At 66.2% G+C, this 18780-nt stretch carries 22 protein-coding genes and 1 tRNA gene; 14 read left to right on the forward strand and 9 right to left on the reverse strand.

The genetic code is table 11. The features are described 5' to 3' along the window. The first annotated feature begins 18 nt into the window (after positions 1-18). Positions 19-1161 (forward strand): alpha-D-ribose 1-methylphosphonate 5-triphosphate diphosphatase, encoded by a 1143-nt coding sequence (locus HS053_RS12860; protein WP_174211650.1) that lies wholly within the window; start codon positions 19-21, stop codon positions 1159-1161. Between the two features lie 89 nt (positions 1162-1250). On the opposite strand, the gene HS053_RS12865 is transcribed toward HS053_RS12860, so the two are convergent. The 8 genes from HS053_RS12865 to HS053_RS12900 all read right to left on the reverse strand — a co-directional run bounded on the left by HS053_RS12865 (position 1251) and on the right by HS053_RS12900 (position 6186). After that, entirely contained in the window at positions 1251-2177 is a 927-nt protein-coding gene (locus tag HS053_RS12865; RefSeq protein ID WP_174211651.1) for an electron transfer flavoprotein subunit alpha/FixB family protein, read from the reverse strand. Continuing rightward, entirely contained in the window at positions 2177-2938 is a 762-nt protein-coding gene (locus HS053_RS12870; protein WP_174211652.1) for an electron transfer flavoprotein subunit beta/FixA family protein, read from the reverse strand. Before HS053_RS12870 ends, HS053_RS12865 begins: the two co-directional genes overlap by 1 nt. A gap of 141 nt (positions 2939-3079) precedes the next feature. Further along, entirely contained in the window at positions 3080-3799 is a 720-nt protein-coding gene (locus HS053_RS12875) for a hypothetical protein (protein WP_174211653.1), read from the reverse strand. Then, positions 3775-4347 (reverse strand): cob(I)yrinic acid a,c-diamide adenosyltransferase, encoded by a 573-nt coding sequence (locus HS053_RS12880; RefSeq protein WP_174211654.1) that lies wholly within the window; start codon positions 4345-4347, stop codon positions 3775-3777. Before HS053_RS12880 ends, HS053_RS12875 begins: the two co-directional genes overlap by 25 nt. Beyond that, positions 4347-4556, reverse strand: a complete 210-nt coding sequence (locus HS053_RS12885) for a twin transmembrane helix small protein (RefSeq protein ID WP_174211655.1) — start codon at positions 4554-4556, stop codon at positions 4347-4349. The genes HS053_RS12880 and HS053_RS12885 overlap by 1 nt, the downstream gene beginning before the upstream one ends. A 63-nt stretch (positions 4557-4619) precedes the next feature. Beyond that, entirely contained in the window at positions 4620-5090 is a 471-nt protein-coding gene (gene rlmH, locus HS053_RS12890) for a 23S rRNA (pseudouridine(1915)-N(3))-methyltransferase RlmH (RefSeq protein WP_174211656.1), read from the reverse strand. Continuing rightward, positions 5090-5527 carry a ribosome silencing factor gene (gene rsfS, locus HS053_RS12895; protein WP_174211657.1) on the reverse strand — a complete coding sequence of 146 codons (438 nt, stop codon included), beginning with the start codon at positions 5525-5527 and terminating at the stop codon, positions 5090-5092. The genes rlmH and rsfS overlap by 1 nt, the downstream gene beginning before the upstream one ends. 98 nt (positions 5528-5625) lie before the next feature. Then, entirely contained in the window at positions 5626-6186 is a 561-nt protein-coding gene (locus tag HS053_RS12900) for a hypothetical protein (protein WP_174211658.1), read from the reverse strand. A 73-nt stretch (positions 6187-6259) separates the two neighbouring features. On the opposite strand from HS053_RS12900, the gene HS053_RS12905 reads away from it, so the two are divergent. From HS053_RS12905 to HS053_RS12965, 13 genes are all read left to right on the forward strand, one after another. Beyond that, positions 6260-6796: a DUF2975 domain-containing protein gene (locus HS053_RS12905; RefSeq protein ID WP_174211659.1), complete on the forward strand. Its 537-nt coding sequence runs from the start codon at positions 6260-6262 to the stop codon at positions 6794-6796. After that, positions 6796-6999, forward strand: coding sequence for a helix-turn-helix domain-containing protein (locus HS053_RS12910; RefSeq protein WP_174211660.1), 204 nt, complete (start codon positions 6796-6798; stop codon positions 6997-6999). Before HS053_RS12905 ends, HS053_RS12910 begins: the two co-directional genes overlap by 1 nt. A gap of 310 nt (positions 7000-7309) precedes the next feature. Then, the gene (leuC, locus tag HS053_RS12915) at positions 7310-8716 is read left to right on the forward strand and encodes a 3-isopropylmalate dehydratase large subunit (RefSeq protein ID WP_174211661.1); all 1407 of its coding nucleotides are present in this window, start codon (positions 7310-7312) and stop codon (positions 8714-8716) included. Between the two features lie 60 nt (positions 8717-8776). Next, the gene (locus tag HS053_RS12920; protein WP_174211798.1) at positions 8777-10072 is read left to right on the forward strand and encodes a glycosyltransferase family 4 protein; all 1296 of its coding nucleotides are present in this window, start codon (positions 8777-8779) and stop codon (positions 10070-10072) included. Between the two features lie 37 nt (positions 10073-10109). Further along, positions 10110-10715, forward strand: a complete 606-nt coding sequence (gene leuD, locus HS053_RS12925; protein ID WP_174211662.1) for a 3-isopropylmalate dehydratase small subunit — start codon at positions 10110-10112, stop codon at positions 10713-10715. Between the two features lie 270 nt (positions 10716-10985). Further along, positions 10986-11825, forward strand: coding sequence for a hypothetical protein (locus HS053_RS12930; RefSeq protein ID WP_174211663.1), 840 nt, complete (start codon positions 10986-10988; stop codon positions 11823-11825). A 95-nt stretch (positions 11826-11920) separates the two neighbouring features. Continuing rightward, entirely contained in the window at positions 11921-12856 is a 936-nt protein-coding gene (locus HS053_RS12935; protein ID WP_174211799.1) for an endonuclease/exonuclease/phosphatase family protein, read from the forward strand. An 84-nt stretch (positions 12857-12940) separates the two neighbouring features. Then, entirely contained in the window at positions 12941-14047 is a 1107-nt protein-coding gene (gene leuB / locus HS053_RS12940; RefSeq protein ID WP_174211664.1) for a 3-isopropylmalate dehydrogenase, read from the forward strand. 129 nt (positions 14048-14176) lie between these two features. After that, a complete protein-coding gene (locus HS053_RS12945) occupies positions 14177-15142 on the forward strand; it encodes a DMT family transporter (RefSeq protein WP_174211665.1) in 966 nt (321 codons plus the stop codon). Positions 15143-15198: 56 nt separating this feature from the next. Continuing rightward, positions 15199-15275, forward strand: a tRNA-Pro gene (locus HS053_RS12950). A gap of 194 nt (positions 15276-15469) precedes the next feature. After that, positions 15470-16783 carry a hypothetical protein gene (locus HS053_RS12955; RefSeq protein WP_174211666.1) on the forward strand — a complete coding sequence of 438 codons (1314 nt, stop codon included), beginning with the start codon at positions 15470-15472 and terminating at the stop codon, positions 16781-16783. Between the two features lies 1 nt (position 16784). Further along, on the forward strand, positions 16785-17273 hold the full coding sequence (locus tag HS053_RS12960) for a DUF2249 domain-containing protein (RefSeq protein ID WP_347233326.1): 489 nt from the start codon (positions 16785-16787) through the stop codon (positions 17271-17273). After that, a complete protein-coding gene (locus HS053_RS12965; protein ID WP_174211668.1) occupies positions 17266-17550 on the forward strand; it encodes a metal-sulfur cluster assembly factor in 285 nt (94 codons plus the stop codon). Before HS053_RS12960 ends, HS053_RS12965 begins: the two co-directional genes overlap by 8 nt. A gap of 6 nt (positions 17551-17556) precedes the next feature. On the opposite strand, the gene HS053_RS12970 is transcribed toward HS053_RS12965, so the two are convergent. Next, the gene (locus HS053_RS12970; protein ID WP_174211669.1) at positions 17557-18765 is read right to left on the reverse strand and encodes an NnrS family protein; all 1209 of its coding nucleotides are present in this window, start codon (positions 18763-18765) and stop codon (positions 17557-17559) included. Positions 18766-18780 lie beyond the last annotated feature (15 nt).

Below are 18780 nucleotides of genomic sequence, written 5' to 3' on the forward strand. Positions count from 1 at the left end.
TTCCACCGGAAAGCCCAGATGAGCGACCAGATTCTCGCCAATGCCCGCATCGTTCTTGCCGATACCGTCCTGCAGGGCAGCCTGCTGCTCCGCGACGGGCAGATTGCCGCGATCGACAGCGGAACCACCGTGCCGAAGGGCGCCGAGGATATGGCGGGCGACCTTTTGCTGCCCGGGCTGATCGAGCTGCACACCGACAATCTGGAACGCCATATCGAGCCGCGCCCCAAGGTGGATTGGCCCCATGCCGCCGCGATCATCGCCCATGATGCCGAACTGGCCTCGGTCGGGATCACCACGGTGTTCGATGCGCTGCGGGTCGGCTCGCTGGTGTCGAACGGCAAGCCGAATTACGGCGAATATGCCCGCGCACTGGCCGATGAGATTCTGGGGCTGCGGGAAGAGGGCGCGCTTCGGATCAGCCATTTCCTGCATCTGCGCGCCGAGGTGTGTTCGGAGACCCTCATCGCCGAATTGGCCAAGTTCGGCGCCGAAGATGGTGTCGGCATCGTGAGCCTGATGGACCATACCCCGGGCCAGCGGCAGTTCCGCGACACGTCCCAGTATCGCAATTACCTGCGCGGCAAGCGCGGCATGAGCGATGCCGAGTTCGAGGCCCATGTCGCCAGCCAGCAGGCCCTGTCCGCATTGGTCGGTGCCGCGCATGAGGCAGCCGCGGTGCGCGAGGCCGCCCGCTTTGGCGCCGTGCTGGCCAGCCATGACGACACCACGGCGTGCCATGTGGCGCAGTCGGCCCGCCACGGCGCCCGCGTCGCCGAATTTCCTACCACACATGAGGCGGCTTTGGCCTGCCGGGACAAAGGCATAGCCGTGATGATGGGGGGGCCGAACCTGATCCGGGGCGGTTCGCATTCCGGCAATGTCGCGGCGCAGGCGCTGGCCGAGGCGGAATTGCTGGATATCGTTTCGTCCGACTATGTGCCCTCGTCGCTGCTCGCGGCGGCGCTGATGCTGGGCGATTTGTGGGGCGATGTGGCGCGCGGCGTGGCAACGGTTACCCGCGCCCCGGCGCAGGCGGTGGGGCTGACCGACCGCGGACAGATCGCCCCGGGGCTGCGGGCCGATCTGATCCGTGTGGCACGTTTCGGCGCGGCGGGCAGCCTGCGCGGCACATGGGTTGCCGGGCGCCGGGTGGCCTGAGCGCCAAAGGAAAAAGGGCGCCGCGGGGCGCCCTTTTCGTATTCGCGTTTCAAACCCGCCGCAGGGGGCGTGCTTCGCACGCACCATTCTTACAGCTTGGCCGTCAGTTCCGGCACAGCGGCGAAGAGGTCGGCGACCAGACCGTAATCGGCAACCTGGAAGATCGGCGCTTCTTCGTCCTTATTGATGGCGACGATGATCTTGGAATCCTTCATCCCCGCCAGATGCTGGATCGCGCCCGAGATGCCGACCGCGACATAAAGCTGCGGTGCCACGACCTTGCCGGTCTGGCCCACCTGCCAGTCGTTCGGGGCATAGCCACTGTCCACCGCAGCGCGGCTCGCGCCGACCGCAGCGCCCAGCTTGTCGGCCAGCGCCTCGATCAGATCGAAGCTTTCCTTCGAGCCCACGCCGCGCCCACCCGAGACCACAATCCCGGCCGAGGTCAGTTCGGGACGGTCGCTGGTCGCAACCCGGTCCTCGACCCACGAAGACAGGCCGGCATCGCCCGGGCCGCCCACCGCTTCCACCGCGGCGGCACCACCCGCCGCCGCCGCCGCAAAGCTTGCGGTGCGGACGGTGAAGACCTTTTTGGCATCCGAGGATTTCACGGTTTGAATCGCATTGCCCGCATAGATCGGGCGTTCGAACGTGTCGGCATCGACCACAGCCGTCACATCCGACAGCACCATCACGTCCAGCAAGGCCGCCACGCGGGGCAGCACGTTCTTGTTGAACGCAGTCGCAGCCCCCGCAATGTGGCCATAGCCACCCGCAAGGCTGACCACCAGCGCCGCCGTCGATTCGGCCAGCCCGTGGTTATAGGCATCGCCCGCCGCGAACAGCACCTTGGACACGCCCGTCAGCGCCGCAGCCTGCGCCGCAGCCGCCTCGCCGCCGGTGCCAGCCACCAGAACATGCACTTCGCCCAAGGGGGCAAGCGCCGTCAGCGTCTTGGCAACCTGATCGGTGGCAAGCTGCCCGTCATTCACATCTGCAATCAGGAGAACGGCCATCAGATCACCCCCGCTTCATCTTTCAGTTTCGCAATCAGCTCTTCGACCGAGGCCACCTTGACGCCCGCCTTGCGGCCCGCCGGTTCCACCGTCTTCAGAACCGTCAGACGCGGCGCGACATCCACGCCGTAATCGGCGGGGGTCTTGGCCGCCAGCGGCTTGGCCTTGGCCTTCATGATGTTCGGCAGCGAGGCATAGCGCGGCTCGTTCAGGCGCAGGTCCACGGTGATGATGGCGGGCATCTTCACCTTGATCACCTGCAAGCCGCCATCGACTTCGCGGGTCAGGGTGGTGTGGTCGCCTTCCACCTTGATTTCCGAAGCAAAGGTGCCCTGCGACCAGCCCAGAAGTGCCGCCAGCATCTGGCCGGTCGCGTTCATGTCATTGTCGATCGCCTGCTTGCCCGCCAGAACCAGACCCGGGGCCTCGTCCTTGACGACAGCCGCCAGAAGCTTGGCCACGGCCAGCGGCTCAATATCGGTCTGAACGTCGGTCGTTGCTTCGATCAGGATGGCCCGGTCCGCCCCCATGGCCAGCGCAGTCCGCAGGGTTTCCTGCGCCTGCTTCACGCCGATGGAGACCACGACAACCTCGGTCGCCACGCCCTTTTCCTTCAGACGGATCGCCTCTTCCACCGCGATCTCGTCAAACGGGTTCATCGACATCTTCACATTGGCAAGATCAACGCCGCTGCCGTCCGCCTTCACGCGAACCTTCACGTTGTAGTCGATCACACGTTTGACAGGCACCAATACCTTCATCAGACGAAATCTCCCGTTCTGCAGCCCTGAAAGGGCAATCCACGCTCTCGGGCCGGGTGATACCTTTTCCGCACCCCGGATAACAGAGCAAATGCGACAGATTCCCGCCGCAGGACGCCGCGTTTTGAACGGTTGCCCCGATCAGACCGGCGGCGGCAGACCCTCATGCGACTGCACCATTTCGGCCAGCGCCAGCAGGCGAAGGTCGGTTTCGGCACCCGCAAGGAACAGACGCAAGGCCAGTTCCGGCGCGGTATACCAGGCCCAGACGTCGGCGCGGGCGGGCACATCCGCCCAGAAGGGTGTAAAGGCGATGCGGCCTGCGCCCCCCGATGCGATCCAGTCGGCATGGAGAAGGGCCACAAGACTGGCGTCCGGCAGCTCCCAAAGCCGCCCGAGAAACGGGCGGATGTCCAGCCCGGATCGGGCGATCATGCAGAGCCATGGGTCAATTGCGGCCCGCCCGGCCAGTTTCCGGTCGAACAGGGCCAGACAGAACCCATGCACGGCATCGACTTCCGCTTGCGGCCAGCGGTCGGGAAAACCCGTCGCGGGCAGGCGGGCCAAGGTCACTTCGGGGCCAAGGGGACTGATCTCCCGCCCTTCGGCCAGAAGATCGAACATCCGCGGCAGGAGCCAGAGCAGCGCTTCGCGCCCCGCCCCGCCGTCAAAGGCCGCTGCCAGCCATTCCCGCAGGTGATGCTGGGTGAGCGACCGGGCCGGGGTGGCGCGGATTTCATCGGCCAGCGCGGGGTCCATGCAACAGGCGGTGCAGACCGCCAGATCGGCGGGGGCGGGCCGGTCGAACACCCGCCACGCCGCGGCAAGCGCGGCTGTCAGCGGGTCAGGCCCGGCACCCACAGCACATCATCCTTGCCATCGTCATTGGCGATCCGCCCGGCGACGAAGAACCAGTCGGACAGCCGGTTCAGATATTTCACCGCAGGCGCATTCACCGATTCGACCGAGGCGAGTTCCACCACCAGCCGCTCTGCCCGGCGGCAGACCGTGCGGCAAAGATGCAGTTGCGCGGCAAGCGCGCTGCCCCCCGGCAGGATGAAGCTGCGCAGGGGCGTCAGCCGTGCATTCATCGCGTCAATTTCCCGCTCAAGCCGGTCCACCTGCGGCTCGATCATCCGCAGCGGGGTATAGGACAGAGTGGCATCCAGATGCATGTCCGGCGTGCAGAGGTCGGCCCCCAGATCGAAGAGGTCGTTCGAGATGCGGGCAAGGGCCGCGTCCATCTCGCCCACGGCGTGCTGGCGGGCAAGGCCGACGGTGGCATTCGTCTCGTCCACCGTGCCATAGGCCGACACGCGCAGCGAATGCTTGGCCACCCGCGCACCGTTGCCCAGCGCGGTTTCGCCACCGTCGCCGGTGCGGGTGTAAATCTTTGACAGGACGACCATCAGTTCCCCCCCCGGGCGCGCAGCCAGGCAAATCCCACGATCAGCAGCACCGCCACCGCCTGCGCCGCCAGGCGATAGCGCATCAGCCGGTTGGAATTCTTGCGGTGGAATTCCCCGCCTTTGGCAAAGCTGCCGATGCCCAGCATCAGGATAACCACCACCACAAGGCAGGCGACGGCGGCAAGCAGGAACAGCGGATCATGGATCATGGGGCACCTCTCGGAGTTTCACCTAGCGCGCCACGCGGAAAAAGCGAAGCCTTTCGGCGCGGATCAGGCGCGATGATAGGGCGCACCGGCGAGAATCGAGGCGGCGCGGTAAAGCTGTTCGGCCAGCATGACCCGCACCAGCATATGCGGCCAGACCATCGCCCCGAAGCTGAGAGAGAAGTCCGCCCGCGCCCGCAGCCCGGGATCGATGCCATCGGCGCCCCCGATCACGAAGGCCAGATCCTGCCGCCCGCCGTCGCGCCATTTCGCCAGAAGCGCCGCAAACTCGGGTGAGGACATCAGCTTGCCCCGTTCGTCCAGCGTGACCAGAACGGCACCAGCGGGCACGGCGCGGGCCAGAAGGTCTGCCTCGGCCCCCATGCCGGCGTTCTTCTTGTCCTCGACTTCATGTTCCTGCACCGGGCCAAGGCCCAGCGCGCGACCGGAGCGATCGAAACGCAAGAGATAATCGTCCACCAGATCACGCTCGGGCCCGGCGCGCAGCCGGCCCACCGCGCACAGGTGCAGCCGCATCAGGCTTTGGCGGTGTTGGCCGCGCGGGGGGCGCCCGCCGGAAGCCACATCTTTTCAAGCTGATAGAAGTCGCGCACTTCCGGACGGAAGACGTGGACGATCACATCGCCGGTGTCGATCAGCACCCAGTCGCCGGTTTCCTTGCCTTCCATCTTGGCGGAAATGCGGAAATCCTGCTTGAGCCGGTCTGCCAGCTTTTCCGAGATGGCGGCGACCTGACGCGAGGAACGGCCCGAGCAGATCACCATGTAATCCGCCACGTCCGAGCGCCCGCGCAGATCAATCTGCACGATATCCTCAGCCTTGTCGTCATCGACCGACTGCAGCACCGCTGCCAGAAGTTGCTCGGCGGTGAAATCGGCGGCGCCCCGGGCGTCGCGCGGTCCGACCGGCAGCCCGGTCGAAGGGTCAGAATGAGACAGGACGTCGTCCTCCATGCAACATGCCGCATCGCCCCGGCACCGGGCCTTCCTTGCAATTTAACACCCGAAGGGCGAAATCTCAACCAAGGCAGGGAAGGCACGGGCCATATATCTCAGCGCGGGCCGCCGCAAGGGGCGATGGCCGCGATGAGATCGGGACCAAGCAGGGCGGAAAGCGGCGCCGGACCGATCAGCGGCATAAGCGCGCCATCCCGCTGCACCCGGATCAGCGCGGCCCCCTCGGCCCCCGGCGCGGCGCCGGCGCCCTGCGTGCAGGCATCCAGCGCCATGCCAAGGCTGACCTGACCACCGCCCTGCCCGCTCCACGCCGCCGCCTTGGCCTGCCAGTCGCGCATCGCCGCAATATCGGCAGGCCGCAGGACAAAGACATGGCCCGAAGCGCCGGCAGGCACAGCAAGCGCCGGATCGGCTGCGGTTTCGCGCAGCGGATAGCGGCCCGCCAGCACCTGCGCGCCCTGCACCGCCTGCAATTCCAGCGTCACACCATCCGGCCCCACCGCCAGCCCCGGCGGCAGCACCACGGCCACGGCAAGCGCCGCAGGATCGGCCGCCAGCGGGTCCATCGCTGCAAGCTGCGCGCTGGTCAGCGGCGAGACATAAGAACAGGCCGCAAGCAACAGGGTGGGGAAAAGGCGGGACAGGGGTAGGCGCATGGTGATTCTCTTTTTGACAGCGATTATTTATCGTATTACAGTAATTTTTAGACTTGAAAAGAGGATTTCCCAGATGCAAAACCTCACCCGCATCGCCCGGCTTTCCGACGTGCTTTATCGCGGGACCTCCGTGCTTTTGCCGCTGCTGCCGCTTTTGGTGCTGGGCTATGGGCTCTGGGGGCTCCGCGATCCGGGATGGTTGAACGGGGCCTTCCCCGAGCTGCCAACGGCGACACGCCTGACGGCGGCGAAATCCGTGGGGGTGCTGGCAATCGGGGCGTTGGCACTGGGGCCGATCTGCGCGGCGCTGTGGCAGATGCGCGGGCTTTTCGCGCGCTATCGGCGCGGCGAAATCCTGACCGCGGCCTGCGCCGGGCATATCCGGCGCAGCGGTGTGGCGCTGGTCGTGCTGGCCGGGATGCAGGTTCTGATCCGGCCGCTGCAGATACTGGCGCTGACCGCCGACAACCCGCCCGGAGAGAAGATGCTGGCCATATCCCTGTCCGGCGAAATGCTCTGGCTGGCCCTTGCCGGCGGCTTGCTGGTGGTGATCGGATGGGTGATGGCCGAAGCGGCGCTGGCCGCCGAAGAGAATGCGGGGTTCGTCTGATGCAGATTGTCGTGCGGCTGGATGTGATGCTGGCGCGGCGCAAGATGCGTTCGCGCGAGCTGGCCGAACGGATCGGGATCACCGAGGCGAATCTGTCGCTGCTGAAATCCGGCAAGGTCAAGGGCATCCGCTTTGAAACGCTGGCCGCGATCTGTGCCGTGCTGGACTGTCAGCCGGGCGATCTGCTGGAAGCGGCGGAGTGACCGCAACAGGGGGCGGCCGGCGTTGCAGATGGTGCAGGCCGGGGCCTCCGGCGGGAGTATTTCGAAAGGTGCAAATCGCAGGGCGGCGCAAAAAGGGATGCCGCTTGATCGCGGGGGGATTCGGGCGTATCTAGCGGCCCCATGAACCGCTTTTTCGACATGGCCGATCACGCGCGCCTGCCTTGGCGCTTTACCGCGTTGCGTCGGTCCGTGCTTGCGCGGCTGCGCTGAACGCGATGTCGCCCGGGCGCTGCTGCGCCCTTGCCTGCCCATTCCCCGCATACTCCCATAGCCAACACGGATGTGAGCCATGACCGCTCGGACTCTCTATGACAAGATCTGGGACGACCACGTTGTCCATCAGGCCGAGGATGGCACCTGCCTCCTCTATATCGACCGCCATCTGGTGCATGAGGTGACCAGTCCGCAAGCCTTTGAAGGGCTGCGGATGACGGGCCGCAAGGTGCGGGCGCCGGAAAAGACCATCGCGGTGCCGGACCACAACGTGCCCACGACGCTGGACCGCGCCAATGCCGCGACCATGACCGAGGAAAGCCGGGTTCAGGTGGCGGCGCTGGACAAGAATGCCAAGGACTTCGGCATCAACTATTATCCGGTGTCGGATGTCCGTCAGGGCATCGTGCATATCGTCGGCCCCGAGCAGGGTTGGACACTGCCGGGCATGACGGTGGTTTGCGGTGACAGCCATACCGCCACCCATGGCGCCTTCGGCTCGCTGGCCCACGGGATCGGCACGTCGGAGGTGGAGCATGTGCTGGCGACCCAGACGCTGATCCAGCGCAAGGGCAAGAACATGAAGGTCGAGATCACCGGCAGCTTGCGCCCCGGGGTCACCGCCAAGGACATCACCCTGTCGGTCATCGGCGCCACCGGCACCGCGGGCGGCACCGGCTATGTCATCGAATATTGTGGTCAGGCGATCCGCGAGCTGTCGATGGAAGGCCGCATGACCGTCTGCAACATGGCGATCGAGGGCGGCGCCCGCGCCGGTCTGATCGCGCCGGATGAAAAGACCTTTGCCTATGTCATGGGCCGCCCGCACGCCCCGAAAGGGGCGAAGTGGGAGGCGGCGTTGGCCTATTGGAAGACGCTTTTCACCGATGAGGGCGCGCATTTCGACAAGGTGGTGACGATCAAGGGCGAAGACATCGCCCCCGTCGTGACCTGGGGCACCAGCCCCGAGGATGTGCTGCCGATCACCGGCACGGTGCCCGCTCCGGCGGATTTCACCGGCGGCAAGGTCGAGGCGGCGCAACGCAGCCTTGACTATATGGGTCTGGTGCCGGGCATGAAGCTGACGGATATCAAGATTGATACCGTCTTCATCGGCTCTTGCACCAATGGCCGGATTGAAGACCTGCGTGCTGCCGCGGCGATCCTGAAGGGCAAGAAGATCAAGGACGGGATGCGCGCCATGGTCGTGCCCGGTTCGGGTCTGGTGCGGGCGCAGGCGGAAGAAGAGGGTCTGGCGCAGATATTCATCGACGCCGGGTTTGAATGGCGTCTGGCCGGTTGCTCGATGTGTCTGGCGATGAACCCCGACCAATTGGCGCCGGGGGAACGCTGTGCTGCCACCTCGAACCGCAATTTCGAGGGCCGTCAGGGCCGCGGGGGCCGCACGCACCTCTTGTCGCCCGCGATGGCGGCGGCGGCGGCGATCACCGGCCACCTGACCGACGTGCGTGAGATGATGTGACGATCCCGGCGGCGGCGGACCTGCGTGCAGGTCCGCCGCCGCCTTGCCGAAGGCAAACCGATGCAGCCGCGCCCCAAGGTTCTTGTCATCGCCGAAGCGGCCAACCCGCAATGGACTTCGGTCCCGCTGGTGGGCTGGTCGCTGACGGCTGCCCTGCGCGGGGTGGCGGATGTGCATCTGGTGACACAGGTGCGCAACCGCGATGCCATTGCCGCCGAAGGCTGGGTCGAAGGCGTGGATTTCACCGCCATCGATTCCGAGGCGCTGATGCGGCCTCTCTGGAAATTCGCCAGCCTGCTGCGGATGGGCGAGGGCAAGGGTTGGTCCACCCTGCAGGCGATTTCCTCCGCCAGCTATCCCTATTTCGAGCATCTGGTCTGGAAGCGCTTCGGCGCAGATATCCGAGCGGGCAAATATGACATCGTGCATCGGTTGACGCCGCTGACGCCGACCGCCGTCAGCAGTCTGGCGAAGAAGTGCAAGGCGGCGGGCGTGCCCTTTGTGCTGGGTCCGCTGAATGGCGGGGTGCCCTGGCCCAACGGGTTTGACGCCGACCGGCGGCGCGAGCGGGAATGGCTGTCTTGTGTCCGGGGCGTCTACAAGGCGATGCCGGGGCGTGGGCGGATGCTGCGCGATGCGGCGGCGGTGATCACCGCCTCGGCCCATACCATGGGCGAGGTTCCGGCGCAGTATCGCGGCAAGACCGTCTATATCCCTGAAAACGCCATTGATCCGGCGCGATTCAACCTGATCGCGCCGCAGGACGTGACCGGCCCGCTGCGCGCCGTCTTTGTCGGCCGTCTGGTGCCCTACAAAGGGCCCGAGATGCTGTTACAGGCGATGGCCCCCCTGTTGCGGCAGGGGCGGATGGTGCTGGACATCATCGGCGCGGGTCCGCTGGACGAACCTTTGCGCGCCATGGCGACCGATCTGCCCGGCGTCACCTTTCACGGCTGGCTGGACCACCGGGCGGTGCAGGCGGTTATGGCGCGGGCCAATCTGCTGACCTTTCCGTCGATCCGTGAGTTTGGCGGCGGCGTGGTGCTTGAGGCGATGGCGCTGGGGGTGGTGCCTGTGGTCTGCGACTATGCCGGGCCGGCCGAGTTGGTGACCCCGGAAACCGGCTTTGCCCTGCCCATCGGCAGCCGGGACCAGATCATTGCCCGCTTTCACGACAGGTTGGCGACGCTCTGCGATGACCCCACCGCTCTGCCCGCCATGGGCGCCGCCGCGCGCGCACTGATCGCCGACCGTTTCACCTGGGCCCGCAAGGCCGAACAGATCGCCGGGGTTTATGACTGGGTTCGCGGGCAATCGCGCGCGCGCCCGGACCCCTTTCTTCGCAATCCCACCTGACATCCGCCCCCTGAGGCGCTCTACCGAAAGGCCCAACATGGACAAGTTCACCACCCTGACCGGCATCGCGGCCCCCATGCCGCTGGTCAATATCGACACCGACATGATCATTCCCAAGCAGTTCCTGAAGACCATTCAGCGTTCCGGCCTTGGCAAGAACCTGTTCGACGAGATGCGTTATACCCAGGACGGGCAGGAGATTGCCGATTTCGTGCTGAACCAGCCCGCCTATCGCAAGGCGGAAATCATCGTGGCCGGTGACAATTTCGGCTGTGGCTCGTCGCGCGAACATGCGCCTTGGGCGCTGTTGGATTTCGGCATCCGCTGCGTGATTTCCACCAGCTTTGCCGACATCTTCTTCAACAACTGCTTCAAGAACGGCATCCTGCCGATCGTGCTGCCCGCCGATGTGGTCGAGGTGCTGATGGCCGATGCGCGCAAGGGCGCCAATGCCCGCATGACCGTGGATCTTGAGGCGCAGACCGTCACCACTTCGGACGGTCAGGTCTTTGGCTTTGAGGTGGACAGCCACCGCAAGCATTGCCTGCTGAACGGGCTGGACGATATCGGCCTGACGCTTGAGAAGGTTGCCGCCATCGACAGCTTTGAAACCCGCTATGCGGCGCAGCATCCGTGGTCCTGAGCCTCTTGGGGTTCGGCACAGTTTGAACACAAGATATGGGCCGCCCGCCGGGGCGGCCTTTTTCTTGCCGCCAGTTTGATGCAATCCGGCGACACATTGCCCCTGAAATCGCCCAAGTGATTGAGTTCCCTTAACCAGATCGTTGCGGGGACCGGCGAAAGAAGGCACAAATTGGGCAAGATTGAGGCAATCCGCCACAAAGTGCGGGAAATCGTCGGAACAAGGGCCTGGCGTCGCATCAGGTCCGTCCGGTTCAAAGGTGGGCAGGCAGTGATCTCACGGCTGACAAGCGCATTGGTGCGCGCGATTCTGGTGATGGTGCTGGTCGCCACGCCCTCGGCCTTGCTGCCGGGCATGACCGCCGACACCAAGCAGATGGTGGCGCTGGTGGCCCTGTTTGCCGGGGTGCTGACCTTTGTGGAATATAACGCCACCTACCCCAGCCTGGTCGAATTCCGCGACGCGCCGCCCTTCAACCGCATTCGCTTCGTGATGCTGTTTGCCACGGTGTTCTGCCTTTCGGCGATTCTGCGCAATGGAACCGCCCCCTCGACCCTGACCCAGTTGATCGAGGCGGTGGGCACGCTGATCGGGTTGTCGATGGATTTCCCCTATAGCCCCGTCCGGCTTGCCACGCTGATGCTGCGCGACGACGCCCCCGCTGCACAGGTCGAAATGGTGCGCACGGCGGCAGGCATGGCCTATCTTATCTCTCTTGTCTCGCTGGCGGTTTTTGTCGTGCTGATGCGGGCCGGACGCTGGCCGGGGCGGGAGACCGCCTTCAACGTCTGGGTGAACCTGCCGACCTTCGACCCCACCGCAGGCCCTGATATCGTGCGCCGCCTGACGCGCGATGCCCGCATTAACCTCGCGTTAGGGTTTCTTCTGCCATTCCTGTCGCCAGCGATGGTGAAGATTTCGTCAAGCGGGTTCGAGCCGATGACCCTGTCTTCGCCGCAAACCCTGATCTGGACGATGACGGCATGGGCCTTCCTTCCCGCCTCTCTTTTCATGCGCGGCATCGCCATGGGCCGGGTCGCCGACATGATCCGCGAGACGCGGCGGCAAAACCGCAGCAACGAGGCCAAGGCGCGCTACGCGCCGGCCTGATTCTTGTGTTCATCTGGCTGGGCGGGGCGGCTTTTGCCGATCCGCTGCGGCTTGCCTTCTGGAATGCCGATCTTTCGGCGCCCGGGCCGGGGCTGATGCTGCAACGGCTCTTGCGCGGCGGGCCCGAGGTGGAGGCCGTGGTTGCCGTGATCGTCGCGCTGGATGCCGATGTGCTGGTTCTGGGCGGCCTTGACCATGATCTGCGGGGCGACGGTCTGGCGGCGCTTGAGGTGCGGCTGGCCCGCGCCGGGGCGCCCTACCCCCACCGGATTGCCCTGCGGCCAAACAGCGGCGTGGCGACGGGCCTTGACCTTGACGGCAACGGCAAGCGTGGAGAGCCGCGTGATGCGCAGGGCTATGGCCGCTTCGCGGGCGAAGGGGCGCTGGCCGTGCTGTCGCGCCTGCCGCTGGGGGCGGCGGTGGATTACTCGGGGTTTCTCTGGGCCGATCTGCCGGGCAACCTGATGCCGCCCGGCCCGCCCGAGGTGCGGGCGGCGCAGCGGCTGTCCAGTGGCGGTCACTGGGCCGTTCCGGTGCGTTTGCCGGACGGGGGCACCCTGACGCTCTTGACCTTTTATACCACGCCGCCAGTGTTTGACGGCGCGGAAGACCGCAACGGTCGGCGCAACCATGACGAGGCCGCGTTCTGGCTGCGGCTGCTGGCGGGAGAATTGCCCTTTGCGGTGCCTGCGGCGCCGCTGGCGGTGATCGGGCAGCCCAATCTGGACCCCGCCGATGGCGAAGGGAGGCGGGGGGCGATTGCCGCCCTGATGCACCATCCCGCGCTGCAAGACCCCGCACCCCGGGGCACGGCCGGGCGCAGCGACCCGGGCCAAAGCGGCGACCCCGCGCTGGATACCGCGCTTTATGACGGGCTGGGCGGGCTGCGGGTGGATATGATCCTGCCCTCGGCCGATCTCACGCTGACAGGCGCCGGTGTGCTGTGGCCCCCCGACACCGATCCGCTGACCGCCGCCCTGCAAGCGGCCTCGCGCCACCACCCGATCTGGGTGGATATCGCCCTGCCCTAACCCCACCAAACCATAGCGCCGCTTGACCCCGGGCGGTGCTTTGGCTAGGCCCCAGCGCAACCCAGTTCAGAGCGGAGCCGCAACATGGCCAATCCTTCCCTCCTGATCCTTGCCGGCGACGGCATCGGCCCCGAAGTCATGGCCGAAGTGAAAAAGATCATCGCCTGGATGGGCGACAAGCGCGGCGTCGCCTTTGACGTCAGCGAAGGTCTTGTCGGCGGCTGCTCGTATGATGCGCATGGCACGCCGCTGACCGATGCCACCATGGCCAAAGCGCAAGAGGTGGATGCGGTGCTGCTGGGCGCCGTGGGCGGGCCGAAATACGACAAGCTGGATTTCAGCGTGAAACCCGAGCGCGGCCTGCTGCGCCTGCGCAAGGAAATGGACCTGTTCTCCAACCTGCGCCCGGCCCAGTGCTTTGACGCGCTGGCAGATTTCTCGTCGCTGAAAAAGGATGTGGTGGCGGGCCTCGACATCGTCATCGTGCGCGAACTGACCTCGGGCGTCTATTTCGGCGAACCGCGCGGGATTTTTGTTGAGGGCAATGAGCGTGTGGGCATCAACACCCAGCGCTACACCGAAAGCGAGATCGCCCGCGTTGCACGCTCGGCCTTCGAGCTGGCCCGCAAGCGCAACAACAAGGTCTGCTCGATGGAGAAGGCCAATGTCATGGAATCGGGCATCCTGTGGCGCGACGTGGTGCAGGAAATCCACGACAAGGAATACCCCGATGTCGAATTGTCGCATATGTATGCCGACGCGGGTGCGATGCAGCTTTGCCGTTGGCCCAAGCAGTTCGACGTGATCGTCACCGACAACCTTTTTGGCGACCTCTTGTCGGATATGGCGGCAATGCTGACCGGATCGCTGGGTATGCTGCCCTCGGCCAGCCTCGGCCTGCCGCAAGCCAATGGCCGCCCGAAGGCGCTGTATGAGCCGGTCCACGGCTCGGCCCCCGATATTGCCGGTCAGGGCAAGGCCAATCCGATCGCCTGCATCCTCAGCTTTGCGATGGCGCTGCGCTATTCCTTCGATCTGGGCGACGAGGCGACCCGCGTCGAAAAGGCCGTGGAAAAGGTGCTGGCCGACGGCGTGCGCACCGCCGATCTGATGGGCCCCGAAGGCGGCACCCCGGTTTCGACCAGCCAGATGGGCGATGCTGTGATCGCCGCGCTGAACGCCAGCCTCTGATCTCTGCGAAAGCAGCGGAAAGCGGCCCTTTCGGGGCCGCTTTTTCATTTTCTGCGCTAGCGCGGATTGAGCCTTGGCCGCCGATCTGGCATGAACCCGTTAGCGCGAACACCCCCAAGGACCGTCCCCATGGCCAGCCATACTGTCAAGGGCGCCGCCCTGTCGCTTGCCGCCTTTGCGCTTTACGCCACGCATGACGTGGTGGTGAAGTTTCTGGGCGCCAGCTACAGCCCGTTCCAGACCATCTTCTTTGCCGGGCTGCTGACCTTTCCCTTGGTTTCGGTGATGCTTTTGACCGACCGCAGCGGCGGCACGCTGATCCCGGCGCATCCGGGCTGGTCGATCTTGCGGACGGTGACGGCGGTGCTGAACGGGATCGCGGGATTCTATGCCTTTTCGATGCTGCCGCTGGCGCAATGCTATGCGATTTTCTTTGCCATGCCGCTGATGATCACCCTGCTGGCCATCCCGATTCTGGGCGAAAAGGTTGGCGCGCGGCGGGGTATCGCGGTGGCGGTCGGGCTTGTCGGCGTCGGCATCGTGCTTCGGCCTGGGGATGTGGACCTGAACCTTGGCCATCTGGCGGCGCTGTCGGCGGCGCTGATGGGGGCGATGACCTCGGTCATCGTGCGCAAGATCGGCCATGCCGAGCGGGCGGTGGTGCTGATGCTCTACCCGATGATGGGCAATTTCGTGGTCATGGCGCTGGCCCTGCCCTTCGTCTACCGCCCGATGCCGATCGAACATCTGGGGCTTCTGGCAGTGATGGCCAGCCTTGGCCTTGTCGCGGGCCTCTTGATCATCATGGCCTACCGGCTGGCGCCCGCAGTAATCGTGGCGCCGATGCAATATTCGCAAATCCTCTGGGCTGCCGTCTTTGGGTCGCTGCTGTTCGGCGAAGAGATTGACCTGTGGACCGGAATAGGGGCCGCGGTGATCATCGCCTCGGGCATTTACATCGTGCTGCGCGAGGGCACGCCGCGGGTGTCCGAGAATCGCCCGGTTCTGGAAACCCGTTCCCGCTTTGACGGCGGCAGCTTTCCCCGGATCAGCCTGTGGATGCGCTTTTTCGACCGCCGCAAAGGCGTGGAATGAATCTGCCGCAGCCCCTTGCAAATCGCTGCGCGGCAGAGTAACCCCCACCGCACGGTCGGAGCGTAGCGCAGTCTGGTAGCGCACCTGCTTCGGGAGCAGGGGGTCGGAGGTTCGAATCCTCTCGCTCCGACCAATTTCCCGCATTTTATGAATGATGCGCGATGCCTGCCGGCAAGGCACGGTTTCCCCTTCCTGTCGGCGGCATCAGGGCTCCACAAACTTCCGGCAATTTGCTGCGGCGCAAAGAGGGCGGTTCGGCCTTGGCCCATGCTGCCCGAAATCAAGCGGGGTTCACGGATGCCTGGCAAACAGCTTTCCCGTTGGACGATGGCGTGGTTCGCCAGTGCCATCCTTTTCCTGATTGCCGCTCTGGGTCTGATGGTGGCCGGGGCGGCGGGGCCCGCGCATTGGGAAAATGGCCGGGCGCTGGCGGTGGTTCATCTTTTTGCGCTGGGATGGCTGGGGCAGATGATGCTGGGGGCGCTGTTGCAGTTCGCGCCGGTGCTGGTGGCGCGGCCGCTGGCGCTGCCGGCACTGGCCCTGCCCGCATTGCTGATGTCAACGCTTGGCGTGCTGCTGCTGGCGGCGGGGTTTCTGGCGCTGGACGGCTGGGAGGGCGGTATCCTGCTGCTGGAGGCCGGGCCGGTCTTGCTTGCCGGGGCATTTGCCTGTGGCGGGGCGATGCTGGGCGGCACGTTGGTGGCAGCGGGTGGCTGGCGCGGGTCAGAGGCACGGGTGGTGCTGGCGGGGCTTGCGGGGCTGGTGCTGGTCTGGGCCAGCGGCGCCGGGATGGTGCTTGACCTGACGGGCAACGGGCCGGGGCAACTGATCGAGGCGCTGCCCCTGCATGTCGCGGTGGGGGTCGGGGGCTGGCTTGGCCTCGCGGCCTTTGGTGTGAGCTACAAGCTCTTTGCGATGTTCCTGCTCGCGCCCGATGGCGACAGCGCACAACGCCGCGCCGGGTTTGTGCTGGCCCTTGTTGCGCTGTCGCTTGTCCTTGGCGGGCTGACCGCGGTTCTGACGGCGCTGTCCGCACGGCTGGCCGTGATCGGTGTGGCCGTTGCCGCACTGGCGGCGGCGGTGCTTTACCTTGCCGATATCCGCCGTCTGTGGACAATCCGGAGGCGCCCGCAGCCCGAGGTCAACATGCAGATGTCGCGCGCCGCACTGGCTTTTCTGGTGCTGGTCTGCGGCCTGCTGCCCTTTGCCGCCGCATGGGGCGGCCGCTGGGCCGAGGCGGCGGTCTTTGCCGCGCTGGTCGGCTGGCTTTCGACACTGACCCTGGCGCAGATGATCAAGATCGTCAGCTTTCTAACATGGATTCAGTATTTCGCCCCCCGGATCGGCAAGGCCAAGGTGCCGGTGGTTCAGGATCTGACCAATGCAGGCGCCGCCCGGCGCTGGCTGTGGCTGTGGACGCTGGGTGCGCTCTGCGGCACCATGGCCCTGCTGGCGGAAATGCCGCTGCTGTTCCGTCTGGCCAGCCTTGCGTTGCTGGCTGCCGCAATCGGCCTTGCGGCGGAAGCGGTGGCCATCCGCCGCCTGTCGCATCTTTCGCCCGACGCGCGCCCGACAAGGGTGCCCGTCATCCTGCCCCCACTTGCCGAACGGAGACCCCGGAATGACCCCATGCAAGCTTGACGTGCGCCCTCTTCTTGCCCGCGGGGAAGAACCCTTTGCCGCCATCATGTCGGCTGTCGATGCGCTTGCGCCCGGCCAGCCGCTGTGCCTGATCGCGCCATTCCGGCCGGTGCCGCTGTTCAACGTGATGTCCAACCGCGGATTCGCCTGCAGCGACCGCGCACTTGAGGGCGGCGACTGGGAGGTGATCTTTACCCCCGTCAGCGCCGTCGAACCGGGCCTTGCGCCTGGAAGCGCCAGCGCCGCCGCCTTCTGGCCGGAACCGGCCGAAGTGCTGGACCTGACCGGCCTTGCCCCGCCCGAGCCGATGGTGCGCATCCTCGAAACGCTTGAGGCGATGGAACCGGGGGCGGTGCTGTTCGCGCTGCTGGACCGCGAGCCGATGTTCCTGTTCCCCGAACTGGCGCAGCGCGGCCATGAATGGGCCGGCAACCTTGCCGCAGATGGCACGTGCTACCGGCTGCTGGCGCGGAGGGGTGGCGATGACTGATCCCCTGCGCCGTGAGGTCGAGCAGGCGCTGACCCGGATCATCGACCCCGAAACGGGGCGCGATCTGGTCGCCATGGGGCTGATCTACGGGATCGAGGTGGCGGGGGACCGGGTGCAGGTCACCATGACCACCACCACCCGGGGCTGCCCCCTGACCGCGATGCTGAAACATGGGGTCGAGGCGGCGGTGGCCGCCCTGCCCGGCGTGGCGCAGGCCGAGGTCACGCTGACATGGGAACCGCCATGGACGCCTGCCCGCATGGCGCCGCCGGGCTGAGGGGCCCTACCCCTCGCCATGCGGCTTGCGGCGCTGGCGGGCCAGCATCGGCGCATGTTCGGCCACGAATATACCAAAGGCCGCAATCCACAGCCCCCCGGCCGCCTCCATCAGACCCATGCCGCCCGTCAGATCGGCCAGTGGCCGCGCGATGGCCGCCGCGAAAAGGCACAGATAGGACAGCGTGGTCCAGCCCGAGGCGGTCAGTGCCCGCCCGGTATGGCCGCGCGTCGCCCGCGTCATCACCGCCAGCATCATCGGCGCGATGACCCCGACCGTCAGCACATGCAGCGCCGAGGCGGGCAGGATTGCCCCGGCCTGGGCCGCTGCGATGGCAAGAAAGCCCAGCGGCACAAAGGCATAGGCAATATGCAGCACCAACAAAAGCGGCTCGGCCCGGCAGGCCAGCCCGCGCCAGCGCGCCAGCCGTGCCACGTTCAGTGCTGCCGCGACAAGGGCCGCAGGCAGCAGCAGCCCCGACTCCGGCGCCAGTGCCCAAAGGCCCAGAACCGCCGCGCTGACGCCGATCACTCCCATGTCAAAGCGCCGGTAAGGCACCGGCAGCGCCTGCACACCGCGCTGGGCCAACCAGTTGCGGGTAAAGCTGGGAATGATCCGCCCGCCGATGATCAGGATCAGCGCGACATAACCCGCAACCGCCCCGCGCAGCCAGAGGGCCGGATCACCGCCCCAGAATACGGCGACATGAAACCCCAGATTGCCCAGCGTCACGGCGCCAACCGCAGCCAGCACCTTGAGGTCGTTCCACTTCTTTCCGGCGACGATCTCACGCGTGGCGATGATCCAGAGCGCTGGCAGAAATGCGGCATCCACCAGTGCAGCGGCGCCCATGCCCCAGAGCGCCGCCCCCGCCATGGCCAGCCGCCCGGCCGCCCAAAGGCCGGCAAGCCCGATCAATGGCCCGCCAGAGACCGGCAGGCTGCCCGTCCAGTTGGGAATCGCGGTCAGCAGGAACCCCGCCAGCACGGCGGGGGCGAACCCGAAAACCATCTCATGCGCGTGCCAGAGGGGCGCGCCATATCCGCCGCCCAGCGGCAGGCCGTGGATCAGCGCCGCGATCCACAGCGCCATGGCTGCCACGGCCCAGACCGCGCCCCCCAGAAAGAACGGTCGGAACCCGTAGGACCACAGCGCCATCCCATCCTGTTTCAACCCCCGCGGCACCCGCCGCCGTTTTGCCTCGACCATGTTCATCGCGGTCTCCTGTGT

The sequence above is a fragment of the Tabrizicola fusiformis genome, assembly GCF_013328815.1.
Lineage (GTDB): Bacteria > Pseudomonadota > Alphaproteobacteria > Rhodobacterales > Rhodobacteraceae > Fuscibacter.